This window comes from Arthrobacter sp. 10N410, assembly GCF_056394945.1.
In genome coordinates this window covers 128,318-152,950 of record NZ_JBFTIP010000002.1, presented here as the reverse complement: position 1 = coordinate 152,950, position 24,633 = coordinate 128,318, and the positions used below count along the sequence as shown (strand labels likewise).

General features: G+C 67.2%; 19 protein-coding genes and 2 tRNA genes. 3 read left to right on the top strand and 18 right to left on the bottom strand.

Going from position 1 to position 24,633, the window contains the following annotated elements; genetic code table 11:
- Positions 1-22: 22 nt before the first annotated feature.
- The 7 genes from ndk to AC1DB8_RS05210 all read right to left on the bottom strand — a co-directional run bounded on the left by ndk (position 23) and on the right by AC1DB8_RS05210 (position 8,233).
- A complete protein-coding gene (gene ndk / locus AC1DB8_RS05240) occupies positions 23-436 on the bottom strand; it encodes a nucleoside-diphosphate kinase (protein WP_441417572.1) in 414 nt (137 codons plus the stop codon).
- 38 nt (positions 437-474) lie between these two features.
- Positions 475-918, bottom strand: coding sequence for a DUF4233 domain-containing protein (locus tag AC1DB8_RS05235; protein WP_441417571.1), 444 nt, complete (start codon positions 916-918; stop codon positions 475-477).
- 3 nt (positions 919-921) lie between these two features.
- Positions 922-2,280 (bottom strand): bifunctional folylpolyglutamate synthase/dihydrofolate synthase, encoded by a 1,359-nt coding sequence (locus tag AC1DB8_RS05230; protein ID WP_476892382.1) that lies wholly within the window; start codon positions 2,278-2,280, stop codon positions 922-924.
- Positions 2,281-2,283: 3 nt separating this feature from the next.
- Complete coding sequence (gene ileS / locus AC1DB8_RS05225) at positions 2,284-5,631, bottom strand: isoleucine--tRNA ligase (RefSeq protein WP_441417569.1); 3,348 nt, start codon at positions 5,629-5,631, stop codon at positions 2,284-2,286.
- 311 nt (positions 5,632-5,942) lie between these two features.
- Positions 5,943-7,022, bottom strand: a complete 1,080-nt coding sequence (locus AC1DB8_RS05220; protein WP_476892381.1) for a glycerophosphodiester phosphodiesterase — start codon at positions 7,020-7,022, stop codon at positions 5,943-5,945.
- Between the two features lie 165 nt (positions 7,023-7,187).
- A complete protein-coding gene (locus tag AC1DB8_RS05215; RefSeq protein ID WP_441417567.1) occupies positions 7,188-7,967 on the bottom strand; it encodes an SDR family oxidoreductase in 780 nt (259 codons plus the stop codon).
- A gap of 26 nt (positions 7,968-7,993) precedes the next feature.
- On the bottom strand, positions 7,994-8,233 hold the full coding sequence (locus tag AC1DB8_RS05210) for a DUF488 domain-containing protein (RefSeq protein WP_476892380.1): 240 nt from the start codon (positions 8,231-8,233) through the stop codon (positions 7,994-7,996).
- Between the two features lie 211 nt (positions 8,234-8,444).
- On the opposite strand from AC1DB8_RS05210, the gene valS reads away from it, so the two are divergent.
- Positions 8,445-11,063, top strand: coding sequence for a valine--tRNA ligase (gene valS, locus AC1DB8_RS05205; protein WP_476892379.1), 2,619 nt, complete (start codon positions 8,445-8,447; stop codon positions 11,061-11,063).
- A 114-nt stretch (positions 11,064-11,177) separates the two neighbouring features.
- Here valS and AC1DB8_RS05200 read toward each other — a convergent pair whose 3' ends face one another.
- From AC1DB8_RS05200 to AC1DB8_RS05165, 8 genes are all read right to left on the bottom strand, one after another.
- Positions 11,178-11,471, bottom strand: coding sequence for a putative quinol monooxygenase (locus tag AC1DB8_RS05200; protein WP_441417564.1), 294 nt, complete (start codon positions 11,469-11,471; stop codon positions 11,178-11,180).
- 96 nt (positions 11,472-11,567) lie between these two features.
- Positions 11,568-13,397 carry a glycoside hydrolase family 15 protein gene (locus AC1DB8_RS05195; RefSeq protein WP_476892378.1) on the bottom strand — a complete coding sequence of 610 codons (1,830 nt, stop codon included), beginning with the start codon at positions 13,395-13,397 and terminating at the stop codon, positions 11,568-11,570.
- Positions 13,398-13,733: 336 nt separating this feature from the next.
- Positions 13,734-14,351 carry a mycothiol-dependent nitroreductase Rv2466c family protein gene (locus tag AC1DB8_RS05190; RefSeq protein ID WP_476892377.1) on the bottom strand — a complete coding sequence of 206 codons (618 nt, stop codon included), beginning with the start codon at positions 14,349-14,351 and terminating at the stop codon, positions 13,734-13,736.
- A 147-nt stretch (positions 14,352-14,498) separates the two neighbouring features.
- Positions 14,499-15,779 carry an ATP-dependent Clp protease ATP-binding subunit ClpX gene (gene clpX, locus AC1DB8_RS05185; protein ID WP_441417561.1) on the bottom strand — a complete coding sequence of 427 codons (1,281 nt, stop codon included), beginning with the start codon at positions 15,777-15,779 and terminating at the stop codon, positions 14,499-14,501.
- Positions 15,780-15,989: 210 nt separating this feature from the next.
- Positions 15,990-16,649, bottom strand: a complete 660-nt coding sequence (locus tag AC1DB8_RS05180; RefSeq protein ID WP_441417867.1) for an ATP-dependent Clp protease proteolytic subunit — start codon at positions 16,647-16,649, stop codon at positions 15,990-15,992.
- A gap of 38 nt (positions 16,650-16,687) precedes the next feature.
- Complete coding sequence (locus AC1DB8_RS05175; RefSeq protein WP_476892670.1) at positions 16,688-17,299, bottom strand: ATP-dependent Clp protease proteolytic subunit; 612 nt, start codon at positions 17,297-17,299, stop codon at positions 16,688-16,690.
- Between the two features lie 246 nt (positions 17,300-17,545).
- Positions 17,546-18,967, bottom strand: a complete 1,422-nt coding sequence (gene tig, locus AC1DB8_RS05170) for a trigger factor (RefSeq protein ID WP_476892376.1) — start codon at positions 18,965-18,967, stop codon at positions 17,546-17,548.
- 68 nt (positions 18,968-19,035) lie between these two features.
- A tRNA-Pro gene (locus AC1DB8_RS05165) sits at positions 19,036-19,110 on the bottom strand.
- Positions 19,111-19,241: 131 nt separating this feature from the next.
- Between AC1DB8_RS05165 and AC1DB8_RS05160 the strand changes: the two genes are divergently transcribed.
- Positions 19,242-19,312 (top strand) — tRNA-Gly (locus tag AC1DB8_RS05160).
- A gap of 93 nt (positions 19,313-19,405) precedes the next feature.
- On the opposite strand, the gene AC1DB8_RS05155 is transcribed toward AC1DB8_RS05160, so the two are convergent.
- The 3 genes from AC1DB8_RS05155 to AC1DB8_RS05145 all read right to left on the bottom strand — a co-directional run bounded on the left by AC1DB8_RS05155 (position 19,406) and on the right by AC1DB8_RS05145 (position 21,888).
- Positions 19,406-20,320: an Fpg/Nei family DNA glycosylase gene (locus AC1DB8_RS05155; protein WP_476892375.1), complete on the bottom strand. Its 915-nt coding sequence runs from the start codon at positions 20,318-20,320 to the stop codon at positions 19,406-19,408.
- Positions 20,320-20,814, bottom strand: coding sequence for a ribose-5-phosphate isomerase (locus AC1DB8_RS05150; protein WP_476892374.1), 495 nt, complete (start codon positions 20,812-20,814; stop codon positions 20,320-20,322). Before AC1DB8_RS05150 ends, AC1DB8_RS05155 begins: the two co-directional genes overlap by 1 nt.
- Before the next feature lie 72 nt (positions 20,815-20,886).
- Positions 20,887-21,888 carry a hypothetical protein gene (locus AC1DB8_RS05145; protein WP_441417557.1) on the bottom strand — a complete coding sequence of 334 codons (1,002 nt, stop codon included), beginning with the start codon at positions 21,886-21,888 and terminating at the stop codon, positions 20,887-20,889.
- 144 nt (positions 21,889-22,032) lie between these two features.
- Here AC1DB8_RS05145 and pepN point away from each other — a divergent pair, with 144 nt between their 5' ends.
- Positions 22,033-24,585 (top strand): aminopeptidase N, encoded by a 2,553-nt coding sequence (gene pepN, locus AC1DB8_RS05140; protein WP_476892373.1) that lies wholly within the window; start codon positions 22,033-22,035, stop codon positions 24,583-24,585.
- Positions 24,586-24,633: the final 48 nt, after the last annotated feature.

The following is a 24,633-nucleotide window of genomic DNA, read 5'->3' as shown; positions in this document are numbered from 1 at the left end:
CTCGGTGTGGTGCCGCGGGTTCTTAGAACCAGATCTTGATCTCGCGTTCGGCGGACTCCGCCGAGTCTGAGCCGTGGACCAGGTTCTGCTGGACCTTGAGGCCCCAGTCGCGGCCGAAGTCGCCGCGGATGGTGCCGGGCGCCGCCGTCGTCGGGTCCGTGGTGCCGGCGAGCGAGCGGAAGCCCTCAATCACGCGGTGGCCTTCGAAGATCGCGGCAACGACGGGCCCGCTGAGCATGAACTCGACGAGGGGCTCGTAGAACGGCTTGCCGACGTGCTCCTCGTAGTGCTGTTCGAGGAGTTCGCGGCTGGCGTTGACCTTCTTGAGTTCGGCCAGGGTGTAGCCCTTGGCTTCGATCCGGGCGATGATGCTGCCGGTCAGGTTGCGGGCGACGCCGTCGGGCTTGATCAGGACTAGGGTGCGCTCAGTGCTCACAGCTGCTCCAATGTGTTGGGGTGGGGTTCGGGACAAGTCTAGTTGCTTTGGCCCTCGGGGTTCGCGGCCTCCCAGGCCGCCTGCTCGCGTTCGCGTTCGGCGGCTTCGCGGTCGATCCGGATGCCGGTGCGGATGCCGTACCACCACGTGATCGCGAAAAGGCCGCCCACCACGAACATCGTGGGCTCCACAATCCCGGTGAGGACCAGCACCAGCTGCAGGATCCAGCCCAAGGCCACGCCCCACGGCTTGGAAAGCACTGCGCAGGTCAGCACAAGCACCGCACTGAGTCCGATCCCGACCCCGAAGACCAGCAGCGGCGGGAACTCGCCGCGCCGGAGGCCGAAGACCGCCAGGGTGCCGAAGAGCGCCACGAAGGCCTCCAGCAGGAGCACCGTGGAGGCGAACATGACCTTGGTGGAACGGCGTTTCTTGGGCATGCCCGGACGCCATTCGCGCTGGGCTTTGGTGAGTCTGGCCATGGGTTACGCCTCGGTCTTTCCGAGCAGGATCCGGGCCTCGGCAACGAGCGTGATGGACCCCGTGACCAGGATCCCGGCGGCAAGGTCGTCGTTGGACTCGGCCCGCTCCACGGCCCATTCCAGGGCGTCGTCGAGCTTCTCGGCCACGTGGACGTGGTCCTCGCCGAAGCCCAGGTCCAGCGCCAGCTCCGCGAGGTCCTCGGCCGGTACGGCGCGGGGCGAGTTGGACTGGGTGAAGCAGTAGTCCGAGGCGAGGTCGCCCAGGGATTCCTTGAGCTGGCGGAGGATTTCCTCGGAATCCTTCTCCTTCAGGACGCCCACCACCACCACGAGCTTGCTAAAGCTGAAGGCCTCGTGGATCGCCTCGGCGGAGACCCGGATGCCCTCCGGGTTGTGCGCGGCGTCCACGATGATGGTCGGCGCGGTGCGGAGCACCTCCAGCCGGCCCGGGGAGGTGACAGAGGCGAAGGCCTCCTGCAGCACCTCGGAGTCGAGCGGCTTTTCGGCGCCGAAGAAGGCTTCCAGCGCGGCGACGGCGACGGCGGCGTTCTCCGCCTGGTGTGCGCCGTGCAGGGGCAGCAGCAGGTCTTCGTAGCGACCCGCGATGCCTTGGATGTTCACCATCTGGCCGCCGACGGCGACGGTGCGGGACTCGACGCCGAACTCCACGCCCTCGAAGCGGAACGGCACGTTTGCTTCCTTGGCCTTTTCCAGCAGCACCTGGGCCGCGTCGACGGGCTGCGCGGCGCTGATGAGGAACCCGCCGGGCTTGATGATGCCGGCCTTTTCGTAGGCGATCTCCTCGGTGGTCTCGCCGAGCAGCTCCGTGTGGTCCAGCGAAATCGGGGTGACCACGGCAACCTGGCCGTCGCCGACGTTGGTCGCGTCTGTGATGCCGCCGAGTCCCACCTCGATCACGGCGACATTGACCGGCTGGTCCGCGAACACCGCGAAGCCGAGGATGGTCAGGCATTCGAAGTAGGTCAGCCGCGGTTGGCCCTCGGCGACGAGCTCGCTGTCCACGATTTCCAGGTACGGGCGGATCTCGTCCCAGATCCGGACGAACGTCTCATCCGGCACCGGTTCGCCGTCGATGCTGATCCGCTCGGTGACCTTGGACAGGTGCGGGCTCGTGTACCGGCCGGTGCTCAGCCCGTAGGCGCGCAGGCCGGCCTCGATCATCCGGGCCGTGGAGGTCTTGCCGTTGGTGCCGGTGACGTGGATGATCGGGAACGCCTTGTTCGGCTCCCCCAGGATGTCCATGGCCCGGTGCAGCGGAGCCAGCCTCGGCTCCATCTTGTTTTCCGGCGCCCGGCCCAGCAGCTCGGCGTAGACGCTCTCTACGGAAAATTCGTCGCTCATGAATTATGCCCCTGCTTCAACGGTTACTTTTTCGACGCTGACCTGAGGTTCCTTGACCTCGGCGGGAACGGTGTCCAACTCCACGGTCAGGGTCTCGGTCTTGACCAGCGCGGCGTGGGCCAGCAGCGCCTCGACGGTGTCCTGCGCCGCGGTGACGGTGGTGCGGATCCGGTCGCTGACGTTCAGCCCGGCGTCCTTGCGGGCCTGCTGGATGGCGCGGACCAGGTCGCGGGCGGTCCCTTCGGCTTCCAGCTCCGGGGTGACCTCGGTGTTGAGCACCACGAAGCCGCCGCCCGGCAGCACTGCCGCTGCGCGGGAGCCCTCGCCTTCGGCTGCTTCTGCCACCACGGTTTCCAGGGTGTATTCCTGCGGCTCGAGGGCGAGGCCACCGGCGGTGACCACACCGGCGTCGTCCACGGACCAGTCGCCGGACTTGGACCCCTTGATCGCCTGCTGGACGTTTTTGCCCAGCCGCGGGCCGGCCGCGCGGGCGTTGACCACGAGCTTCTGCTCGATGCCGAACTCCTCCGGGGAGGCGCTCTCGGCGTCGAGCAGGCGCACGGAGCGCAGGTTCAGTTCATCGGCGACGACGGCGGCGAAGCCTGCCAGCGCGTCCGCGCCGGGTGCCACGACCGTGAGTTCCTGCAGCGGCAGTCGCACGCGGAGGTTGGCGGCCTTGCGCAGCGAGGAGCCGGTGGAGCAGATCTGCTGGACCCGGTCCATCGCCTCAACCAGGCCGGCGTTGGCCGGGAACAGGTCCGCGTCCGGCCAGTCGGCCAGGTGCACGGAGCGCCCGCCGGTGAGGCCGCGCCAGATTTCCTCGGAGACCAGCGGCAGCAGCGATGCCGCGACCCGGCAGACGGTCTCCAACGCGGTGTAGAGCGCGTCGAAGGCGTCGACGTTCTCGTCGAAGAAGCGCTGGCGGCTGCGGCGGACGTACCAGTTGGTGAGCATGTCCAGGTAGCCGCGCAGTTCGTCGCAGGCCCCGGAGATGTCGTAGCTGTCCAGCTGCGCGGTCATGTTCCGGACCAGGTCCCCGGTGTTGGCCATCAGGTACTGATCCAGGGTGTCGGCGTAACCGTCGTAGCGCAGCTTCGCGTCGTACCCGTCCCCGCCGTTCGCGGCGTTCGTGTAGAGCGTGAAGAAGCTGTAGACGTTCCACAGCGGCAGGATGACCTGGCGGACGCCGTCCCGGATGCCCTGCTCGGTGACCACGAGGTTGCCGCCGCGCAGGATCGGGCTGGACATCAGGAACCAGCGCATCGCGTCGGAGCCGTCACGGTCCAGGACCTCGGAGACGTCCGGGTAGTTGCGCAGGCTCTTGGACATCTTCTGCCCGTCGGAGCCGAGCACGATGCCGTGGCTGATGACGTTGCGAAAGGCCGGCCGGTCGAACAGCGCGGTGGAGAGGATGTGCAGCATGTAGAACCAGCCGCGGGTCTGTCCGATGTACTCGACGATGAAGTCCGCCGGGTTGTGGGTGTCGAACCACTCCTCGTTCTGGAACGGGTAGTGGACCTGGCCGTACGGCATGGAGCCGGAATCGAACCAGACGTCCAGGACGTCCTCGACGCGGCGCATCACGGACTGGCCCTGTTCCGGGGTGCGGGGGTCGTCGGGGTTCGGGCGGGTGAGCTCGTCGATAAACGGCCGGTGCAGGTCCACCTGGCCGTCGTTGTTCAGCGGCAGCCGGCCAAAGTCGGCTTCGATCTCGGCGAGTGAGCCGTAGACGTCTGTGCGCGGGTAGTCCGGGTCGGTGGACTGCCAGACCGGGATGGGGCTGCCCCAGTAGCGGTTGCGGCTGATGGACCAGTCGCGGGCGTTGGCGAGCCACTTGCCGAACTGGCCGTCCTTGACGTTGCCCGGGATCCAGTTGATCTCCTGGTTCAGCTCGGACATGCGGTCCTTGAACTTGGTGACCTCGACGTACCAGGAGGACACCGCGCGGTAGATCAGCGGGTTGCGGCAGCGCCAGCAGTGCGGGTAGGAGTGCTCGTAGCTGGCCTGGCGGACCAGGCGGCCCTGGGCGCGGAGCACCTGGGTGATGGGCTTGTTGGCTTCGAAGACCTGGAGTCCGGCGATTTCGGCGAGGTCGCCGTGGCCGAAAAGCGGCAGGAACTTCGCGCCCTCGTCGACCGAGAGGACCACCGGGATCCCGGCCTCTTCACAGACCTTCTGGTCGTCTTCACCGTAGGCCGGCGCCTGGTGGACAATGCCGGTGCCGTCGGTGGTGGTGACATAGTCCGCCACGAGGACGCGCCAGGCGTTCTCGGTGCCGTACTTCTCGGCGTCGTGGAAGTAGTCCCAGAGCGGTTCGTAGCTCAGGCCTTCCAACTCGGCGCCGGTGTGGCGGGACGTGACGGCGGCCTCGGCCGCTGCGGCACCCTCGGCGCCGTCGCCGTAGCCGAGGTCCTTGGCGTAGGCGCCCAGCAGGTCCGCGGCGAGCAGGAAGCTGCCCGTGACGGGGGCCTCGGCCGAGGCGGCCTTGATCCCGTGCGGGCCGGCCGGCAGCACGACGTAGTTGATCGCGGGCCCGACGGCGAGCGCCAGGTTGGTGGGCAGCGTCCATGGCGTGGTGGTCCAGGCGAGCGCCTGCACCCCGGCCAGCTGGCGGGACAGCGCCGACTCCCCCGCGGTGATCGGGAAGGTGACGGTGACGGTCTGGTCCTGGCGGTTCTTGTAGACATCGTCATCCATGCGCAGTTCATGGTTGGACAGCGGCGTCTCGTCCTTCCAGCAGTACGGCAGCACGCGGTAGCCGTTGTAGGTCAGGCCCTTTTCGTGCAGCTGCTTGAAAGCCCAGAGCACGGACTCCATGTACTCGACGTTGAGCGTCTTATAGTCGTTCTCGAAGTCCACCCAGCGCGCCTGGCGAGTGACGTAGCTCTTCCACTCGTCGGCGTACTTCATCACCGAGGCGCGGCAGGCGTCGTTGAACTTGTCGATGCCCATGGCCTCGATCTGGGTCTTGTCCGTCATGCCGAGCTGCTTCATGGCTTCCAGTTCGGCAGGCAGGCCGTGGGTGTCCCAGCCGAAGCGGCGCTCGACGCGGCGGCCGCGCTGGGTCTGGTAGCGGCCCACGAGGTCCTTGGCGTAGCCGGTCAGCAGGTGGCCGTAGTGCGGCAGGCCGTTGGCGAAGGGCGGGCCGTCATAGAATACGAATTCGTTGGACCCGTCTTTACCCGCATCCCGCTGGTCGATGCTGGCCTGGAAGGTGCCGTCCTGGTCCCAGTACTTGAGGATGCGCTCTTCGATCTCCGGGAACTTCACGGAAGCGGACACGCCTGAGGTGTTGGAAGCGGAGGTGCTGGCGCCTGACGGTGCGGCTGAGGCCTTTGGGTAATGGGTCATCTCGACATCCTGGGTTGAGCTGGTGAACAACGGGATTCATTCAGGATGCGAGGACGGCCCGTGTGTTGTCGGAACAACACCGGCACCGCGGTACCACCTCACTTACCGGCGCCGGTCCCGCCCTTTCCCTAAGAATCCAAGGAAAGCGCTGCACCGGCGGCGGCCGCTCGTTGACTGCTGTGACGGGCTTACCCGTCCGGTTCTACCGGCCCCGGCGCACAATGCTGCTGCGCCGGGGCGTTCTTCCGGAAGCTCACCGGTGATGGCCGGGTCAAAGCTGATACGTCGATGTTACCGGAAACTCCCAGCGGCTACCCGACGGACGGCGCGGGCTTGGGCAGTTTCATGCCGGACTCGGCCATGACGTCGCGCAACAGGTTCGGGTAGTCGGTGATGAGGCCGTCGACGCCGGCGCCGATCAGGGCGCGCATGGTGGGCTTGTCGTCGACAGTCCATGGAATGACCTGCATGCCCGCCGCGTGGGCGCGCCGGACCATGTCCGGGGTGACGTAGGGGACGTAGTCCGGGTCGGTGACCTTGCCGTTCTGCGGCGTGCCGTGCACCGGCGAGATGGCACTGAAGCCGAGCGACGCGGCCGAAGCGACCAGGTCGCCGCCAAAGTCGTCAGCGTCGATGCCGCCAAGCCAAGGGGACTTCCCCGGCTGGCCTGCCTGCAGGAAGTCCTTGTTGGTCAGTGCCACGGTCGGGATCTGCGGCGCGCGCTGCTGCACCAGCCGCAGTGCACCCCAGTCGAAGCTCTCGATCGAGACGCGGTGCTGCATGTGGGCCTTGGTGATCTCACGCAGGGCCACGTCAACGAACTGCTCGCGCGGGGCGGTTTCCTGGGGAGCACCGGCTTCGACCTTGGTCTCGATATTGAACTTCACCTGGCTGGCCCGGTGCGCGTTCGTCATGGCGAAAACCTCGGCAAGGGTCGGCATTTTGGCGCCCGGGGCGGCCTGCTGGCCGGGGAACTCGGGCTGGGTGAGTGAGCCGCAGTCCAGGCTGCGGACCTGCGCGAAGGTCAGGTCCTTGATGTACTTGCCCACGTACGGGTACTGAGGGTCGTTCGGCGTGACCGGCGCGGTGTCCAGGCATTTCTTGCCGCTGATCTTCCGGTCATGGGTGATGACTTCACGGCCGTCCTTGGTGATCTGGAGATCCAGCTCGAGGGTGGAGACGCCGGTCTCGATGCCCTTGGCAAAGGACGCCAGGGTGGACTCGACGGTCAGGCCAATGCCGCCGCGGTGGGCCTGGAGGTCGAAGTGGTTGTCGCCGCCGTTCGGGTTGGTGTCGGCAGCATGGGCCTGGACGGAAGTGGCAAGGAGCAGGGCCGCGCCGAGTGCGGCGGCGCCGACAATCGAACCAGCGGGCTTCGTGGGGGTGCGCATGGGAAGGAGTCTCCACTCTGGTGGTGTGCAGTTGCCCACCCACGGTGTCCTCCGCCGGCCAACTCCCAGCCACCCCTGTCCGACTACCGTGCAACGCATGGGTGAACGTCCGGGGGCGGCCCGCTGGGCCCGACGACGGAGCCCGGTGCGCCCCGGCGGTTGCCGCTAGCCCTTGCGGATCACCTTGAAGTTGGAGGCCTGCGCCACCGGGCGGATCACGATCTGGTCCAGGTTGACGTGGTGCGGCGCGGCGACCGCAAAGCGGACGACGTCGGCGACGTCGGCGGCCGTCAGCGGCTTCTCGACGCCGGCGTAGACCTTTTCCGCGGCGCCCTGGTCACCGAGCCGGTTGAGTGAGAACTCCTCGGTCTGCACCATGCCCGGGGCCACCTCGATCACCCGCAGGTTGTGCTCGGCCTCTTCCAAGCGCAGGGCGCCGGTGAGGGCGTGCTGGGCAAACTTCGCGGCGTTGTAGCCGCCGCCGCCCTCGTAGGCGGACAGCCCCGCCGTCGAGGTCAGGTTCAGGACGGTGCCTTCGCCGCAGGCACGCAGCATCGGCAGGAACGCGCGGGTGAGCTTCATGGTGCCGAGCACGTTGACCTCGTACATCCACGCCCAGTCCTCGGTCTTGGCCTCGGCCACCTTGTCCGCGCCGCGGGCACCGCCGGCGATGTTGATCAGGGTGTCGATGCCGCCGGCGCGGGTCACCTCATCCACCAGCCGCGCGACGTCGGCGTCGTCTGTCACATCGGCGGGGACCGCGACGGCGCCGGTCTCGGCGGCGAGCGCCTCCAGCCGTTCGGCACGGCGGGCGACGGCGAAGACGGTCCAGCCTTCCTGCCGGAGCGCGCGCACGGTGGCCTGCCCGATACCGGTGCTGGCGCCGGTGACGACGGCGGCTTTTGCTGTAGTTGCAGTTCCTGCGTTGTGGATTCCCTCAGTCATGGCACCACCCTATGGGAATCGGCGGCTCATTTCCTGCCCCGCCCGAGGAACTCCAGCAGCACCCGGGCGTGGTTGGTCTCCGGGTCCCGGGCGCCGAACAGCAGGGTCACCTTCCCGTGTTCGGCGGCCAGTTCCCGCAGGGTGCCAACGGCGGGGTTGGATTCGAGCTCCGCCTCGTAGGCGGCGCGGAAGTCCGCGAAGCGTTCCTGCATGTGCGCAAATTCGGTGCGCAGCGGCGGCGAGGGCGCCACTTCCTTGAGCCACAAGTCCAGTCGCGCCCGTTCTTTGCTGACTCCGCGCGGCCAGACCTGTCCACCAAAACCCGGCAACCGTCGTCGTCGGCGGTCTCGTCGTAGATGCGCTTGATCGCGAAACTTCCGGTGTTTTCCTCCATAGTGGTGCAGGTTATTGCACTTAGATTCGCGAAACTAGCGAAGCGCGGTGAAGCGAAGTGTAAAGAACTGCAAGAATTGACCCATGGCTGAAGACACTCAGGGTACAGACACGCCCACCACTGCCCCCATCAACGTTCCGGACAAGCCCGCCCTCGAGGGGCTCGAAGTCGCCCTCACCCGGCGCTGGCTTGACGAAGGGACCTACAAGTTCGACCGGGAGACCACCCGGGAGCAGGTCTACTCGATCGACACACCCCCGCCCACCGCGTCGGGGTCCCTGCACGTGGGGCACATGTTCTCCTACACCCAGACCGACGTCCTGGCCCGCTACCAGCGGATGACCGGCAAGAACGTCTTCTACCCGATGGGCTGGGACGACAACGGCCTGCCCACCGAGCGCCGGGTGCAGAACTACTACGGCGTGCGCTGCGATCCGGCCATCCCCTACGACGCCGGGTACCGGCCGCCGGCGGAGCCCGCCAAGAACCAGCGCGACTTCGACGTCGTCTCGCGCCGGAACTTCATCGAACTCTGCGAGGAACTCGCCGTCGAGGACGAAAAGGTCTTCGAGAACCTCTTCCAGACCCTCGGCCTGTCGGTCGACTGGGACCTGACCTACCGCACCATCGACGACAAGTCCCGCGCCATCTCGCAGCGGGCGTTCCTGGCCAACCTGACCGCCGGGGATGCCTACATGGCCGAGGCACCCACGCTGTGGGACGTCACCTTCCGCACCGCAGTGGCCCAGGCCGAGCTGGAGGACCGCGAGGTCGCCGGCGCGTACTACCGCTACCCGTTCTTCACCGCCGAGGGCGAGAAGATCTACATCGAGACCACCCGCCCCGAGCTGCTCGCCGCGTGTGCCGCCCTGGTGGCGAATCCCGACGACGAGCGGTACCAGCCGCTCTTCGGCAAGACGGTGACCTCTCCCCTGTTCGGCGTCGAGGTGGAGGTCAAGGCCCACCCGCTCGCGAAGGCGGACAAGGGTTCCGGCATCGCCATGGTCTGCACCTTCGGCGACCTCACTGACGTCACTTGGTGGCGCGAGCTGCAGCTGCCAACCCGCGCGATCGTCGGCCGCGACGGCCGCATCATCGGCGAAACCCCGGACTGGATCACGTCCGCGGAAGGCCGGGCCGCGTTCGAGGCGATCGCCGGCAAGACGGTCTTCAGCGCCAAGGAAGGCGTGGTGGAGCTGCTCGCCGCCGCGGACCTGCTCGACGGCGAACCGAAGAAGATCATGCACCCGGTCAACTTCTTCGAAAAGGGCGACAAGCCCCTCGAGGTCGTCACCTCCCGCCAGTGGTACATCCGCAACGGCGGCCGTGACGAGGAGCGCCGCGAACGCCTGGTCGGCCGCGGCAACGAGATCGAATTCCACCCGTCCTTCATGAGGTCCCGCTACGAGAACTGGATCACCGGTCTGAACGGGGACTGGCTGGTCTCCCGCCAGCGGTTCTTCGGCGTGCCGGTGCCGGTGTGGTACCCGCTCGACGCCGACGGCAACCCGGACTACGACGCGCCCATCCTGCCCGCCGACGGGCAGCTGCCGGTGGACCCCGCCGCGGATGCGGCCCCCGGCTACGAGGAGGCCCAGCGCGATGTGCCGGGCGGCTTCACCGGCGACGCGGACGTCCTGGACACTTGGGCCACCTCGTCGCTGACCCCGCAGATCGTGGGCGGTTGGAGCACCGATGAGGCACTCTTCGCCAAGGTCTTCCCGTTCGACGTGCGCCCGCAGGCGCACGACATCATCCGGACCTGGCTGTTCTCCACTGCCGTCCGCGCCGATGCCCTGCAGGACGTCGCACCGTGGAAGCACGCGGCGATCTCCGGCTGGATCCTGGACCCGGACCGCAAGAAGATGTCCAAGTCCAAGGGCAACGTGATCGTCCCGACCGATGTGCTCAACGAATACGGCTCGGACGCCGTCCGCTACTGGGCGGCCTCGGCCAAGCTCGGCGCGGACACCGCCTACGAGATCGCGCAGATGAAGATTGGCCGTCGTCTGGCGATCAAGCTCCTCAATGCATCCAAGTTCGTGCTGAACCTCGGCGCCACCGAGGACTCGGTGGTCTCTTCCGACCTCTCGGTCCTCACCAATCCCCTGGACCGCGCCGTGCTTGCCCAGCTCTCAGACGTGGTCCAGCAGGCCACCAAAGCGTTCGAGAATTACGACTACGCCCGGGCGCTGCAGATCACCGAAAGCTTCTTCTGGCACTTCACCGATGACTACGTGGAGCTGATCAAGGACCGCGCCTACGGTGCCGCCGGTGAGGCCCAGCAGGCGTCCGTGCTGGCCGCGCTGGCGACGAGCCTGGACACCCTGCTGCGGCTTTTTGCGCCGTTCCTGCCGTTCGCCACGGAGGAAGTCTGGGGCTGGTGGCGGACCGGCTCGGTGCACCGCGCGCAGTGGCCGGCCGCCGTGGACATCGACGGCGACACCACCCTGCTCGCCACCGTGGGCGCGGCGCTGGGCGGCATCCGCAAGGCCAAGTCCGAGGCCAAGGTCAAGCAGCGTACCGAGGTGCTCTCCGCGACCATCACGGCGTCGGAGTCCCTGACCACGCAGCTGAAGGCCGGACTGGGCGACCTCAAGGCCGCGGCCAACGCGCGTGAGCTGGCGCTGGTGGCCGGCGAGGGCGAACTGACCGTGAGCGACGTCGTGCTGGTCCCCGCCGAGGAGCCCGCCCAGGCGTAACCCACGCAAAGCGACAACAAAGAAGAAGGCCCTCCGGCCGGCTCGCGCCGGGCGGAGGGCCCTCTTCTGTTCTGGGTCTTCTGTTCTGGGTCTTCTGCTCTGGGTCTTCCGGGCTCAGATCCCGGTGGTGGCCTCGAAGTGCGTCAGGACCGGCGGGGCGGCCAGGAGGTCTCCCAGCCCGCTGGCTCCCTCGCCCGCCCGCCAGGCGCGGTAGGCGGAGTCGTGCTCCAGGGACGCCCACTGTTCCACGACAAGGATGTGCGCCGGATCCGCATTGTCGACCAGCACATCGACGCCAAGGCAGCCGTCGAACGCCCGGGTGTCGGCGAGAATGTCGCGGAGCACGGCCGGCGCCGTGGGCAGGGATTCCGCTTTGAGGGTCAGGTCAAGGTGGGCTGTGATGGGCATGGCACTCCAATGGTCGCGTGGTCAGCTTGCTCACTGGAGGCAACAGCGGCGCTTCCGGACTTGTTCCCTCGACGCCGTGCCGGTCCTCTGCCGCCCTTAGGTGGCAGAACCCCGGCCTCGCCGTTCCGCCTCGCTGATGGCCCAGGCCGCGTTGACCAGTCCGATGTGGCTGAACGCCTGCGGGAAGTTGCCCAGCAGCTCACTGCTGTCCGGGGCCACCTCCTCGGCCATCAGTCCGAGGCCGGTGGCGAATCCGGCGGCCCGCGCGAAGACCGCCCTGGCCCGTTCCGTCAGCCCGGCCAGGGCAAGGGCGTGTGCGAGCCAAAACGTGCACAGCAAAAACGCTCCCTCCTCGCCCGGGAGCCCGTCGTCGCCGTGGTACCGGTAGACCAGCCCGCGGGTGTCGGTGAGCCGGTGCTCGATGGCCTCGATCGTGGCCAGGAACCGGAGATCGCCGGCCGGCAGGAATCCGACGATCGCCAGCATGAGGGCAGAGGCGTCGAGTTGCTCGCTCCCGTACGCCTGGGTGTACGCGCCCGCGGCCTCGTTCCAGCCGTTGTCGCGGATGGAGGCGGCGATCTGTTCCCGGGCGTCCGTCCAGCGGGGCACCCGGTCGCTCGCCTGCAGCATCCCGGCGAGGGTAATCGCACGGTCCACCGCCACCCAGCACATCAGCTTGGAATACAGGTAGTGCCGGGGGTCGCCGCGGACCTCCCAGATCCCCTGGTCCTGATTCTGCCAGCGGGCCATGGCGGCGTCGGCCGCGTCGGCGAGGAAGCGCAGGGTTTCCGGTGCCAGCTCCGCCAGGAATTCCGGCATGGTGGCCGCGGCGTCCAGCAGTTCGCCATAGACATCGAGCTGCCGCTGGTTCCAGGCGCCGTTGCCGACGCGCACCGGTGCACTGGACCGCCAGCCGGGGAGGTGGTGCAGCACCCGTTCGGGCAGGTCCCGTTCTCCCCCGATCCCGTACATGATTTGCAGCTCTTCGCCGCCGGCGAGCTGGCGGGCGGCGGCCGTGGCGAGGAACTGGAAGAACTTGCCCGCCTCGTCCGGACAGGCCGCCACCCACAGGGCCTGCAGCGTCATGCTGGCGTCCCGGACCCAGGTGTAGCGGTAGTCCCAGTTGCGCGTGCCGCCGGCAACCTCGGGCAGCGAGGTGGTCGGTGCGGCCACGATCGCACCGCTCGGGTAGTAACTCAGGGCCTGCAGGACCCGGCCGCTGCCTGCCACCAGCTCCTGCCACGGACCGCTGTAGCTCTGGTGGATTCCGGACCAGCTTGTCCAGCCCTCGACGGTGTCCGTAAGCCGGCCGGCCATCTCCTGCTGGCTCCAGAACGACGGCGCTTCGTCATGGCCGCGCTGGCGGTGCAGGGCGAAGCCAACAGCGTCACCGGCGCGGAGGCGCAGGACGGCGCGCGCCGTGCCGCCGTCGAGCTCTAACGGCACCGGGGAGGAAAGGGCGAGTTCCTCGGCGTCGGCGCGGGCCAGGACGCCGCCGTCGACGTTGTGAAGCATTGGAAGGATGAGGCCGTAGCCGGGCCGCGGCGCGAAACTGACCTCAACCTCCACGGTCCCCGCGGTGCAGGCCAGCCGGCGCAGCAACGTTCCGGGGGACGCCTGGCCGAGGTCGTGGCCGCGCCGGCCGGAGCCGAGGACCAGGGCGTCGCTCACCGTCAGTCGCCCGCGGGCGGTGGTGTGGAGCGACTCCAGCACCATGGACGGGCCCACGTACCGCCGGGTGGTTGTGTACTCGCCGGCAGGCCGGATAGACCAAAAGCCGGCCTCCTCGCCCAGCAGCCGGCCGAAGACCGAGGGGCTGTCGAAGCGGGGGAAACAAAGCCAGTCCACGGAGCCTGCGGCGCTGACCAGCGCGGCGGACCAGCAGTCGGACAGCAGGGCGTAGTCCGCGATGGGCTCGGTGCTCATGGCACCAATCTGAGGCCATTTTTGGGCAAAGGGGAAGCCCCATCAGCTTGTTGCGGTTGGTGGGGCTTCGACTTTTCGATCACCACGTGACGTCTTAGGTAATCTGGCGGGATCCTTGGAATTTCAGGTCTTCCTACCTCGTCACTGGTAGCCATCATCTGACTTTGCCGAAGGCTGCGTCGGATGAGTGTCACTGAATCTTTGGTTCCTGCGTCCCGCTTCTTTCGAAGTGGGTAAGTTCTATTGTTCTCCCGAGGTTGTGGATGCACAAGGGCCCCGGCGGAACTACATGGGAGTAGTTCTTCCGGGGCCCTCGCGGTCGCTGCCGGGGGCTGCCTAGCTGAAAACGGGGCTCTCGGTGCGGCTGCGCTTGAGTTCGAAGAAGTACGGGAAGGCGGCGAGAGCGACGGTGGCGTCCCACAACTTGCCGGCGTCCTCGCCGCGCGGGATGCGGGTGAGCACGGGCCCGAAGAACGCCGTGCCGTTGAACGCCACCACCGGGGTGCCGACGTCCTGGCCGACCAGGGAGATGCCGCCTTCGTGGCTGGCGCGCAGCTGGGCGTCGAACTCGTCGCTCTGGCCGGCGGCCGCGAGCTCGGCCGGCAGTCCTGCCTCGGCCAGCGACTTGGCGATGACCTCGGCGATGTCCTTGTTGCCCTCGTTGTGGATCTTGGTGCCCATGGCGTCATAGAGCGGCTTGATGTACTCGGCGCCATGCTTCTCGGCGGCGGCAACGATCACCCGCACCGGGGCCCAGGCCTTGACCAGGAATTCCTTGTACTCGGCCGGCAGCTCGTCCCGGCCTTCGTTCAGGACGGCCAGGCTCATCACGTGCCATTCGGTCTTGATGTCGCGGACATCTTCCACTTCGCTGATCCAGCGCGACGTCACCCAGGCGAAGGGGCACATGGGGTCAAACCAGAAGTCAGCTTTGTTCGTCATGGTCTCAGGCACAGGAGTTCTCCTTTGGAAGTCTACGGGGACGCGGAACCGCGGCGGGCCGGCGGAAATGGCCGCGGACGGCACGGAGCATCAGTTAGTCATAGCGAAGCTGCCGGCGGATTTATTCCGGAACTTCCCCGGCGCGCTGCGCGGTTCGGATCAGGCGGACTTGCGGCGTTTGACGTCGTGGGCGATCAAGGTGGGCGGGGCTTTCTTGGCCACAACGTCCTCGGTGATGACCACGCTGGCGACGTCGTCGCGGCTCGGCAGGTCGAACATCACCGGGAGCAGGACTTCCTCCATGATGGCCCGGAGGCCGCGGGCACCGGTGCCGCGTTCCAGGGCCTGGTCAGCGATCAGGTCCAGGGCCTCGTCCTCGAACACCAGCTCGACTCCGTCGAGCTGGAACATTTTCTGGTACTGCTTGACCAGCGCGTTCTTGGGCGTGGAGAGGATCTGGATCAGCGCTGGCCGGTCCAGGTTCGAGACCGTGGTGATGACCGGGAGCCGGCCGATGAATTCGGGGATAAGGCCGAACTTCAGCAGGTCCTCGGGCATGACTTCGCCGTAGGAGTCCGCGTTGTTCTTGACCTCGTTCAGCGGGGCGCCGAAGCCGATGCCCTTGCGGCCCGAGCGCGACCCGATGATCTCCTCCAGGCCGGCGAAGGCGCCGGCCACGATAAAGAGCACGTTGGTGGTGTCGATCTGGATGAATTCCTGGTGCGGGTGCTTGCGGCCGCCCTGCGGCGGGACGGAGGCGACCGTGCCTTCGAGGATTTTCAGCAGCGCCTGCTGCACCCCCTCGCCCGAGACGTCCCGGGTGATGGAGGGGTTCTCGCTCTTGCGCGAGATCTTGTCGATCTCATCGATGTAGATGATGCCCTGTTCGGCCTTCTTGACGTCGTAGTCCGCGGCCTGGATCAGCTTGAGCAGGATGTTTTCGACGTCCTCGCCGACGTAGCCGGCCTCGGTCAGGGCGGTGGCGTCCGCCACGGCGAAGGGGACGTTGAGGCGCCGGGCGAGGGTCTGTGCGAGGTAGGTCTTGCCGCAGCCGGTAGGTCCGATCAGCAGGATGTTGGACTTGGCGATCTCGACGTCGTCGTGGTGGCCGCCCTCGGCAAGGGTGCCGCTCTTGGGTGCGTGGCCGGCCTGGATCCGCTTGTAGTGGTTGTACACGGCGACGGCGAGGGACCGCTTGGCGGGCTCCTGGCCGATGACGTATTCCTGCAGGAAGTCGAAGATCTCGCGGGGCTTGGGCAGCTCGAAGCTCCCCAGGTCAGCTACTTCGGCGAGTTCTTCTTCAATGATCTCGTTGCAGAGTTCAATGCACTCGTCGCAGATGTAGACGCCGGGCCCGGCAATGAGCTTGCGGACCTGCTTCTGGCTCTTTCCGCAGAAAGAACACTTCAGCAGATCGGTGCTCTCGCCAATCCGAGCCATATGTGAACCCCTTAGTATCTTGCTGCCGGCTGGGTCGTGCTCCTGTGCAGCGCTGCACCCGTTACTGGAATCACGGACGTTCCTCGCGGGACGTGAGGCCGTGACAACTTCCACTCTAGGTCACTTTCGGCCTGATGGGTGGAAAGGAGACGCCGGTGCGGCCCATTTCTGCTTGAGCTGCACCGGCGTCGTGGTTGAACTGCCGTGTTGCTACTTGGTGATCGCCTGCGGCTTGATCTTGCGGGAGTCAAGCACCTGGTCGATCAGGCCGTAGCTCATGGCCTCGGCGGCCGTGAGGATCTTGTCGCGTTCGATGTCGTTGTTGACCTGCTCAGAGGTGCGGCCGGAGTGCTTGGCCAGGGTGTCCTCCAGCCAGGAGCGCATCCGCATGACCTCGGCGGCCTGGATCTCCAGGTCGGAGGCCTGTCCGCCCTGGCCGCCGGAGAGGGCCGGCTGGTGGATCAGGACGCGTGCGTTCGGCAGGGCCAGGCGCTTGCCTGGGGTGCCCGCGGCGAGCAGCACGGCGGCCGCACTCGCGGCCTGGCCCAGGCAGACCGTCTGGATCTCCGGGCGGATGTACTGCATCGTGTCGTAGATCGCCGTCATGGCGGTGAAGGAGCCGCCCGGGGAGTTGATGTAAAGCGTGATGTCGCGGTCCGGGTCGGTGGACTCGAGCACCAGCAGCTGCGCCATCACGTCGTCGGCGGAGGCGTCGTCGACCTGGACGCCCAGGAAGATGATGCGGTCCTCGAACAGCTTGGTGTAGGGGTCCTGGCGCTTGAAGCCGTAGGGGGTCCGCTCTTCAAACTGCGGCAGCACGTAGCGGCTGGTCGGCAGGTTACCGGCAGTCGATCCGAAGTTGTAGTCCATGTTCATTGCTCCTGAAGTCGGTTCTGTCTGCGTGCCGGTTAGTTTTCGGTGCCGGCGTCGGCGTTGGTTCCGCCGCCGCCTGCCACGGACCCGGCGTGCGCCGCGATCTTGTCGAAGAAGCCGTATTCGAGGGCTTCGGGCGCCGTGAACCACTTGTCGCGGTCGTTGTCCTTGAGGATGGTCTCCACGGCCTGTCCGGTCTGCTCGGCGGTCAGTTCGGCCATGACCTTCTTCATGTGCAGGATCAGCTCGGCCTGGATCTTGATGTCCGAGGCGGTGCCGCCGATGCCGCCGGAGGGCTGGTGCATCAGGATGCGGGCGTTCGGAGTGGCGTAGCGCTTGCCCTTGGTGCCGGAGGAGAGCAGGAACTGGCCCATCGAGGCGGCCAGGCCGGTGGCGACGGTGACGACGTCGTTCGGGATGAACTGCATCGTGTCGTAGATGGCCATGCCGGCGGTGACGGAGCCGCCGGGCGAGTTGATGTACAGGTAGATGTCCTTCTCGGGGTTTTCGGCCGAGAGCAGCAGCAGCTGCGAGCAGATCGCGTTGGCGTTCTCGTCGCGGACCTCGGAGCCGAGCCAGATAATGCGCTCTTTCAGCAGGCGGTTGTAAATGTAGTTATCCTGGGCTGCCGGATCGACGGTAGCCATCCGGGGTGCCCCTGCTTGCTGTGACATGTGTACTTACCTCTCGCTGGCGACGGTGACGCCACTGGACGGCATCACTGAACTTTCCTACATGGACACTAACGGTTTTCGCGGCTGCTTTGTGCTCAGGCGCAGGGCTGTTCGCTGACGGCGCACGATTGCCCGGAAGGGTTCATTGCAGGCTTAAAAAGCCGCACCCCCGGATCAGTGATCCGGGGGTGCGGGCAGGAACTGCGGGAACCGTGGGTGCTAGAACTTCACGGCCGCGGGGTCGTCGTTCTTGGGCGCTTCGGCAGCTGCCGCGTCGTCGGTGGACTCGGCGGGTGCTTCGGCTGCGGCTGCCTCGTCGGTGGCGTCGGCTTCGAAGGAGGCCTCTTCGCCGCCGGGGCGGACGAAGTCGCTCAGGTCAACCTTGTTGCCCTCGGAGTCGGTGACCTCGGCCTGGCCCAGGACCACGGCGAGTGCCTTGCGGCGGCGCACCTCGGAAACCATCATGGGAACCTGGCCGCTCTGATCGATGATCTGCGCGAACTGGTTCGGATCCATGCCGTACTGGCCGGCGGTGGTGACGATGTAGTCGATCAGCTCGTTCTGAGTGACGTTGACTTCTTCCTTTTCGGCGATTGCGTCAAGGATGATCTCGTTCTGGAAGGCACGCTCCGTGTTGGCCTTGACCTCGGCGCGGTGTTCCTCGGTGTCGTGCTCGCCTTCGCCGTGGGAGTTCTCGGCACTGAAGTGCTGCTCAAGCTGCTCTTCGACGACGGATTCCGGAACCGGCACCTCTACGAGCTCGACGAGCTTGTCCAGGACCTTGTCGCGGGCCTCTACGCCCTGCTCGACCGTCTTGGAGTCGGCGGCCTGCTTGGCGAGGTCCTCGCGGAGCTCCGCCAGAGTGTCGAACTCGGACGCCAGCTGGGCGAAGTCGTCGTTGGCCTCGGGAAGCTCGCGCTCCTTGACGGCCTTGACGACAACCTTGACCTGCGCGGCCTCGCCGGCGTGGTCGCCGCCCACGAGGGTGGTGTCGAAGATGGCGTCTTCGTCGGCGCTCAGGCCGGTGACGGCTTCGTCGAGGCCTTCGAGCATGGTGCCGGCGCCGACCTGGTAGGACAGGCCTGACGCAGAGTCGACCTCGGCGCCGTCGATCGAGGCGGTGATGTCGATCGTGAGGAAGTCACCGTCGGTTGCGGGGCGGTCAACGGACTTGAGCGTGCCGAAGCGGCCGCGCAGCTCGTCGAGGGCCTTGTCCACGTCGGCGTCGGACGACTCGGCAGCCGCGACCTCGACCTTGATGCCGGAGTAGTCCGGGAGTTCGATTTCGGGGCGAACGTCGACCTCGGCGTGGAACTTCAGTTCGCCGTCGGTGGCGGACGGATCCGGCACCTCGGTGATTTCGACCTCGGGACGGCTCAGCGGGCGGATGCCGGTTTCCTGCACGGCAGCCTGGTACCAGCCGTTGAGGCCTTCGTTGATGGCCGTTTCCAGGACGTAGCCGCGGCCAACGCGCTGGTCAATGAGCTTGGAGGGGACTTTGCCCTTGCGGAACCCGGGAACCTGGATCTGCGAAGCAACAGTCTTGTATGCCTCTGCGATGCTGGGCTTCAATTCCTCAAAGGGGACCTCAACATTGAGCTTGACCCGCGTAGGGGTGAGGTTCTCGACAGCGCTCTTCACAGTCTAAGTACTCCTGGTTTTGGGGGATGGGGTTCTGCAACGCCACATATCTGGCAGTTGCTGCAGAGTCGGGGTGACAGGATTTGAACCTGCGACTTCCTGCTCCCAAAGCAGGCGCTCTAGCCAAGCTGAGCTACACCCCGTAAGTGCACAGAACAGTCTACGGTCATACTGTGCTGATTTGCACATTTGACACTGGGGGCCTGAATTGGGTTTAGTTGTATCCGGCTTCAACAGCCGCCCGGAAGTTTTGCTGAAGTTCCAGCAAATTCCCGGGGACGTAGCTTAATGGTAAAGCCTCAGTCTTCCAAACTGATTACGCGGGTTCGATTCCCGTCGTCCCCTCCGAATATGACGAAGCTTGGCCCCTCCCCGGAGGGGCTTTTTTCGTGCTCACCCCGCCATGATCCGACACGGGGACGCGGTGCACCGGCCGGTTCAGGCCCGCTGGCAGGCCGGGCACCAGTAGAGCTTCCGGGCGGCGTGCTCGGTCAGCGCCACGGCTGCGCCGCAGTCCCTGCACTCCAGGCCCTGCCGGCGGTAGACGAAGTGCGCTTCCTCAGGCTCCGGCAGCCTGTCGCCCTGCCCTTTACCGTCGCCCTGCCCTGTCCAATAGCTTGCCGGGGTGGTGATGATCCGGCCGTCGCGGACGCCGTCGGACATCATCGCCACGGTGTCATCCCAGAGCAGCCCGGCGGATCCTGCCGGCAGGGCGCTCCCGGGCAGCCAGGGGTCCAGCCGCTGCCGGAACAGCAGCTCGGCGCGGTAGACGTTGCCGACGCCGGCAATCACCTTTTGGTCCATCAGCAGGGTGGCCAGCGGCGTGCGCTTTTTCGCCAGGGCGGCGATGAAGTCCTCCCGGTCCCCCGGGAGGTTCCGCAGCGGATCCGGGCCCAGCCGTGCCGTGACGGCTTCCGCCTCCCTTTCGGTCAGCGTCTCGCAGGTGGTCGCCCCGCGCAGGTCCGCCCACCCGTGCGCGCCGGCCAGCCGGACCCGGACCGCGCCCACCGGAGCCGGTGGGCCCGCGTACACGGGATCCGCGCCGCCGTCACTGTAGACCTCCCGCTCCCCTACTTTTCGGGGCGCGCCAATGCTGGAGGCCCCGCGGAAGTCCGCATCGCCGCCGAAGTCCCACGCGCCGTACAGCCCAAGGTGGACATGCAGGACCAGCCCGTGGTCGAAGTCGAGGAACAGGTGCTTCCCATGCGCCACGGACCCGGTGAGGACGTGGCCGTCCAGCAGAGCGGCACCGTGCACAAAACGTCCCTGCGGGCTGGACACGGCGAGCCGCTCCCCCGCGAAGACGTCCGCGAACTGGCGCGCCAGCCGATGGACCGAATGCCCTTCCGGCACTACTCGACGACCTCGCCGGTGGTTTCGTAGGTGGCGATCTTGCCGATCCGGCGGACGTGGCGCTCATCGTTGCTGAAGGGCTCGGTCAGGAAGGCCTCGATGATGGCGGTGGCCTCGTCGACGCTGTGCTGGCGCCCGCCCACGGCCACGACGTTGGCGTCGTTGTGCTCACGGGCCAGCCTTGCCGTGGAGAGGTTCCAGGCCAGGGCGGCCCGGACGCCTTTGACCTTGTTGGCGGCGATCTGCTCGCCGTTGCCGGAACCGCCCAGGACGATTCCCAGCGCGGGGGTGCCGGCTTCCTGGTCGGCCACAACGGCGCGGGCGGCGTTGATACAGAACGAGGGGTAGTCGTCCAGGGCGTCGTAAACCTTCGGCCCATGGTCCACCACGTCGTAGCCCTTCGCCCGGAGGTGGGCCACCAGATGGGCACTGAGCTCCATGCCGGCGTGGTCGGTGGCGATGTGGACGCGCGGGAAATCCGGGGCAGTGGTCACGGCGTATCCGTTCTGTGGGGCGCCGGTGGACTCTCGGCGCGGCTGATCAGGGCTCGTCCCAGCCTACTAGGGCTACGCCGCGGGCGCCCCGCCGTTGCGGCGAGCCCGCGCCGCCACGCGGGAGAGCACCTGCGCGACGTTGTCCGCCGTCGTTGCGCTGCCCCCGCTCACCGCCAGCCGTCGGCCGTCGGAGCGGTCGACGACGACGGCGGGGCCGCTGCTGACCAGCATCGCCGTCGTGGCGCCGTGGCTCCGGTAGCCCCAGCCGCCGTAGTCGGCGGCCTTGACCTCTTTCGGCGTCGCCGAATCGATGGCCGCCGCTGGAACATCCATGACCCGGACGAACCCGGCCGCGAACACCCGCAGGCCGCTCCGGTCCACCCGGATGCGGGCGAAGAGGAACACGGCGGCCAGCAGAGCGACCGCCACGAGCAACGCGGCCAGCCACGGCACGGCAACGGTGAGCAGGGCAGCGGGGAACAGCGTGGCAATCCCGAGCATCACAAACACCGAGCTGCGGGCGTGGACCCAGAGGCTCACGGAATCGCCGGCCAGTTCGGGGTCCAGCTCCCGTTCCAGCGCGGCCTGCGCGGCTCTTTCGTCCTCGGTGGACCACCGCTCGTCCGCCTTGAAGACGAAGCCCATCACCACCCCGAGGCCCAGGGCCGCGCCGCTGCCCATGGCCAGGACGGCCACGTCCACGCGGGACTCCCGCGCATCGGCCAGCCCCAGCTGGCCCACCAGTACGGCGGCAAGGACGGTGGTGACGAAAAGGCTTACCGCCAGCCCGGCGCCCATCATGAACCGGCGCATCAGGGCCGGCCGGGACAGCGGCGCCGCCTGCAGCAGGACGGCCCAGCCGACCAGGACGATCATTGCCGCACCAACCCCCACCACTGCTCCAAAGGGCGCAAAATCGGCGGCGCCGGCGCCGGTCCAGCGGACGGCCAGCGGCTCGGGCAGGTCCACACGGATCAGCAGCGCGCACACCACGAAGGCGACGGCCAGCATGAGCGGGAAACCCACGGCGAAACGCAGGGCCCTGGCGTCAACGGAATCCCGGATCTTTCCCATGAACCCAACGCTACCCCTGCCGGGCCCGCCGGAGGGGACGCGCTGTGAGGTGGACAACTTGCCAACGCACCACAACGTGAAAGAATAATTTCACAGTATCGTTTCCACCGTTCCCACCATTTCTGGAGGCACCTCTTGCCCGGTATGAACCTCACACGCGCCGAAGCCCGCGAGCGCGCCGAACTGATCGCCGTCGACTCCTACGAGGTCAGCCTCGACCTGACCCGTGGCGAAAAGGTCTTTGGCTCCACCACCGCCGTGAAGTTCACGGCCAAGCCGGGGTCCTCGACTTTCATCGACGCCGTGACCCACGCGGTGCACAGCGTCACGCTCAACGGCCGCGAGCTGGATTCCGCGGAGGTCTCCGACGGCATCCGGATCCAGCTGACGGACCTGGCCGCCGAGAACGAGCTCCTGGTGGTCGCGGACGCGCCCTACATGAACACGGGCGAGGGACTGCACCGCTTCGTGGACCCGGTGGACAACGAGGTCTACCTGTACACCCAGTTCGAGGTTCCGGATTCCCGGCGCATGTTCGCCGTCTTCGAGCAGCCAGACCTCAAGGCCAGCTTCAGCTTCACGGTCACCGCGCCCTCCCACTGGGACGTCGTCTCCAACTCCCCTACCCCGGTGCCGGTGGAAACCATCCCCGGCGAGGACGGCGGTGCGCGCTCGGTCTGGGAGTTCGCCCCCACCCCGCGGCTCTCCTCCTACGTCACCGCCCTGATCGCCGGTCCGTACCAGTCGGTCCGCAGCGAAGTGAAGTCCGCGGACGGAATAGTCACCCCGCTGGGCGTTTTCGCCCGCAAGTCCCTCATGCAGTACCTCGACGCGGACAACATCTTCGACCTGACCCGCCAGGGCTTCGAGTTCTTCGAGGCCCAGTTCGGCTGCCCCTATCCGTTCGAGAAGTACGACCAGCTCTTCGTCCCGGAGTTCAACGCCGGGGCCATGGAGAACGCCGGGGCCGTGACCATCCTGGAGGGCTATGTCTTCCGCAGCAAGGTCACCGACGCACAGGTGGAACGCCGCGCCATCACCGTGCTGCACGAGCTGGCCCACATGTGGTTCGGCGACCTCGTGACCATGCGCTGGTGGAACGACCTCTGGCTCAACGAGTCCTTCGCCGAGTACATGTCCCACCTCGCCGCCGTCGAGAACACAAAATTCGACCACGCCTGGACCACCTTCGCTTCGGTGGAAAAGTCCTGGGCCTACCGCCAGGACCAGCTCCCCACCACGCACCCGATCTTCGCCGAGATCAACGACCTGCAGGACGTCGAGGTGAACTTCGACGGCATCACCTACGCCAAGGGTGCCTCGGTGCTGCGGCAGCTGGTGGCCTGGGTGGGCCCGGAAGAGTTCATGGCCGGCGTCCGCGAGTACTTCCGCAAGCACTCCTGGCAGAACACCGAGCTCAGTGACCTGATGGTCGAGCTGGAAAAGGCCAGCGGCCGCGACCTGGACCACTGGGGACGGCTCTGGCTGGAGACCGCCGGCGTCAACACGCTCAAGCCGGAGCTGTCCGTCGGCGAGGACGGGAGCATTTCCTCGTTCGCCATCCTGCAGTCCGCCACCGAGGCGCAGCCGACCATCCGCCCGCACCGGCTCGCCGTCGGCTTCTACAACCTGGACGGCGCCGGGAAGCTGGAGCGCGTCCACCGCGAGGAGCTCGACGTCGACGGCGAGCGCACCGAGGTTCCCGCCCTGGCGGGCCTGGCGCAGCCGGACCTCATCCTGCTCAACGACGACGACCTCGCCTACGCCAAGGTCCGGCTGGATCCAAAGTCCCTCGCCACCGCAACGGCGCACCTGAAGGACTTCGGCCAGAGCCTCCCCCGCACGCTGGTCTGGGGTTCGGCCTGGGACGCGGCGCGCGACGGCGAAACCCCGGCCCGCGGCTACGTGGAACTGATTCTGGCCAACATCGCCGAGGAATCCGATTCTTCCGTGATCCTGGTCCAGCTCCGCCAGCTCGCCACCATGCTGAACTTCTACGTGGCCGCCGAGCACAAGGACGCCACCGCCACCGCCGCCGCGGACCGGCTCTGGGAGCTTGCCTCCCGCGTCCCGGCCGGGTCGGACGCGCAACTGCAGTTTGTGAAGTCCTACGCCCTGCTGGCACGCAGCGCGACCCAGCTGGACACCGTCGCCGGCCTGCTGGACGGCTCGCGCGAGCTGCCCGGCCTCGCCGTCGACCAGGACCTGCGCTGGGAGCTGATCGCGTCCCTCGTGGTGGGCGGTCGCGCCGGGCAGGAGCAGATTGACGCCGAACTGGAGCACGACAACACCGCCACCGGACAGAACGCCGCGGCCCTTGCCAAGGCGGCCATCCCCACCGCCGAGGCCAAGGCCGCGGCCTGGGAATCGATTGTGGTCAAGGGCGAGCTGTCCAACGCCCTGCAGGGTTCGGCGGTGGCCGGCTTCACCCGCGTGCTGGACACCGCGCTGCTGGAGCCGTACGCCGAAAAGTACTTCGAGGCCGTGCCGGGCATCGTCAGGGACCGCACCCACGCCCTGGCCCAGCAGATCGTCGTCGGGCTCTACCCGGCGCAGCTGACCACGCAGGCCACGGTGGACCGCACCGACGCGTTCCTCGCCTCGTTGCCGGAAGACAGCGCGGCGCTGCGCCGGATGATGTTGGAAAACCGCGACGGCGTCGCCCGCGCCCTGCGCGCACGTGCGGCTGACGTCTAGGCCCGGCGGAAACTAGCCCGCACTTCAGGACCAGCAGTTCAGGACCCC

Coding starts and splice junctions, on each gene's coding strand:
- AC1DB8_RS05235 (WP_441417571.1), bottom strand. CDS start 918: ATGGCCAGACTCACCAAAGCCCAGCGCGAATGGCGTCCGGGCATGCCC.
- AC1DB8_RS05230 (WP_476892382.1), bottom strand. CDS start 2,280: ATGAGCGACGAATTTTCCGTAGAGAGCGTCTACGCCGAGCTGCTGGGC.
- ileS (WP_441417569.1), bottom strand. CDS start 5,631: ATGACCCATTACCCAAAGGCCTCAGCCGCACCGTCAGGCGCCAGCACC.
- AC1DB8_RS05220 (WP_476892381.1), bottom strand. CDS start 7,022: ATGCGCACCCCCACGAAGCCCGCTGGTTCGATTGTCGGCGCCGCCGCA.
- AC1DB8_RS05215 (WP_441417567.1), bottom strand. CDS start 7,967: ATGACTGAGGGAATCCACAACGCAGGAACTGCAACTACAGCAAAAGCC.
- valS (WP_476892379.1), top strand. CDS start 8,445: ATGGCTGAAGACACTCAGGGTACAGACACGCCCACCACTGCCCCCATC.
- AC1DB8_RS05200 (WP_441417564.1), bottom strand. CDS start 11,471: ATGCCCATCACAGCCCACCTTGACCTGACCCTCAAAGCGGAATCCCTG.
- AC1DB8_RS05195 (WP_476892378.1), bottom strand. CDS start 13,397: ATGAGCACCGAGCCCATCGCGGACTACGCCCTGCTGTCCGACTGCTGG.
- clpX (WP_441417561.1), bottom strand. CDS start 15,779: ATGGCTCGGATTGGCGAGAGCACCGATCTGCTGAAGTGTTCTTTCTGC.
- AC1DB8_RS05180 (WP_441417867.1), bottom strand. CDS start 16,649: ATGGACTACAACTTCGGATCGACTGCCGGTAACCTGCCGACCAGCCGC.
- AC1DB8_RS05175 (WP_476892670.1), bottom strand. CDS start 17,299: ATGGCTACCGTCGATCCGGCAGCCCAGGATAACTACATTTACAACCGC.
- AC1DB8_RS05145 (WP_441417557.1), bottom strand. CDS start 21,888: ATGGGAAAGATCCGGGATTCCGTTGACGCCAGGGCCCTGCGTTTCGCC.
- pepN (WP_476892373.1), top strand. CDS start 22,033: ATGAACCTCACACGCGCCGAAGCCCGCGAGCGCGCCGAACTGATCGCC.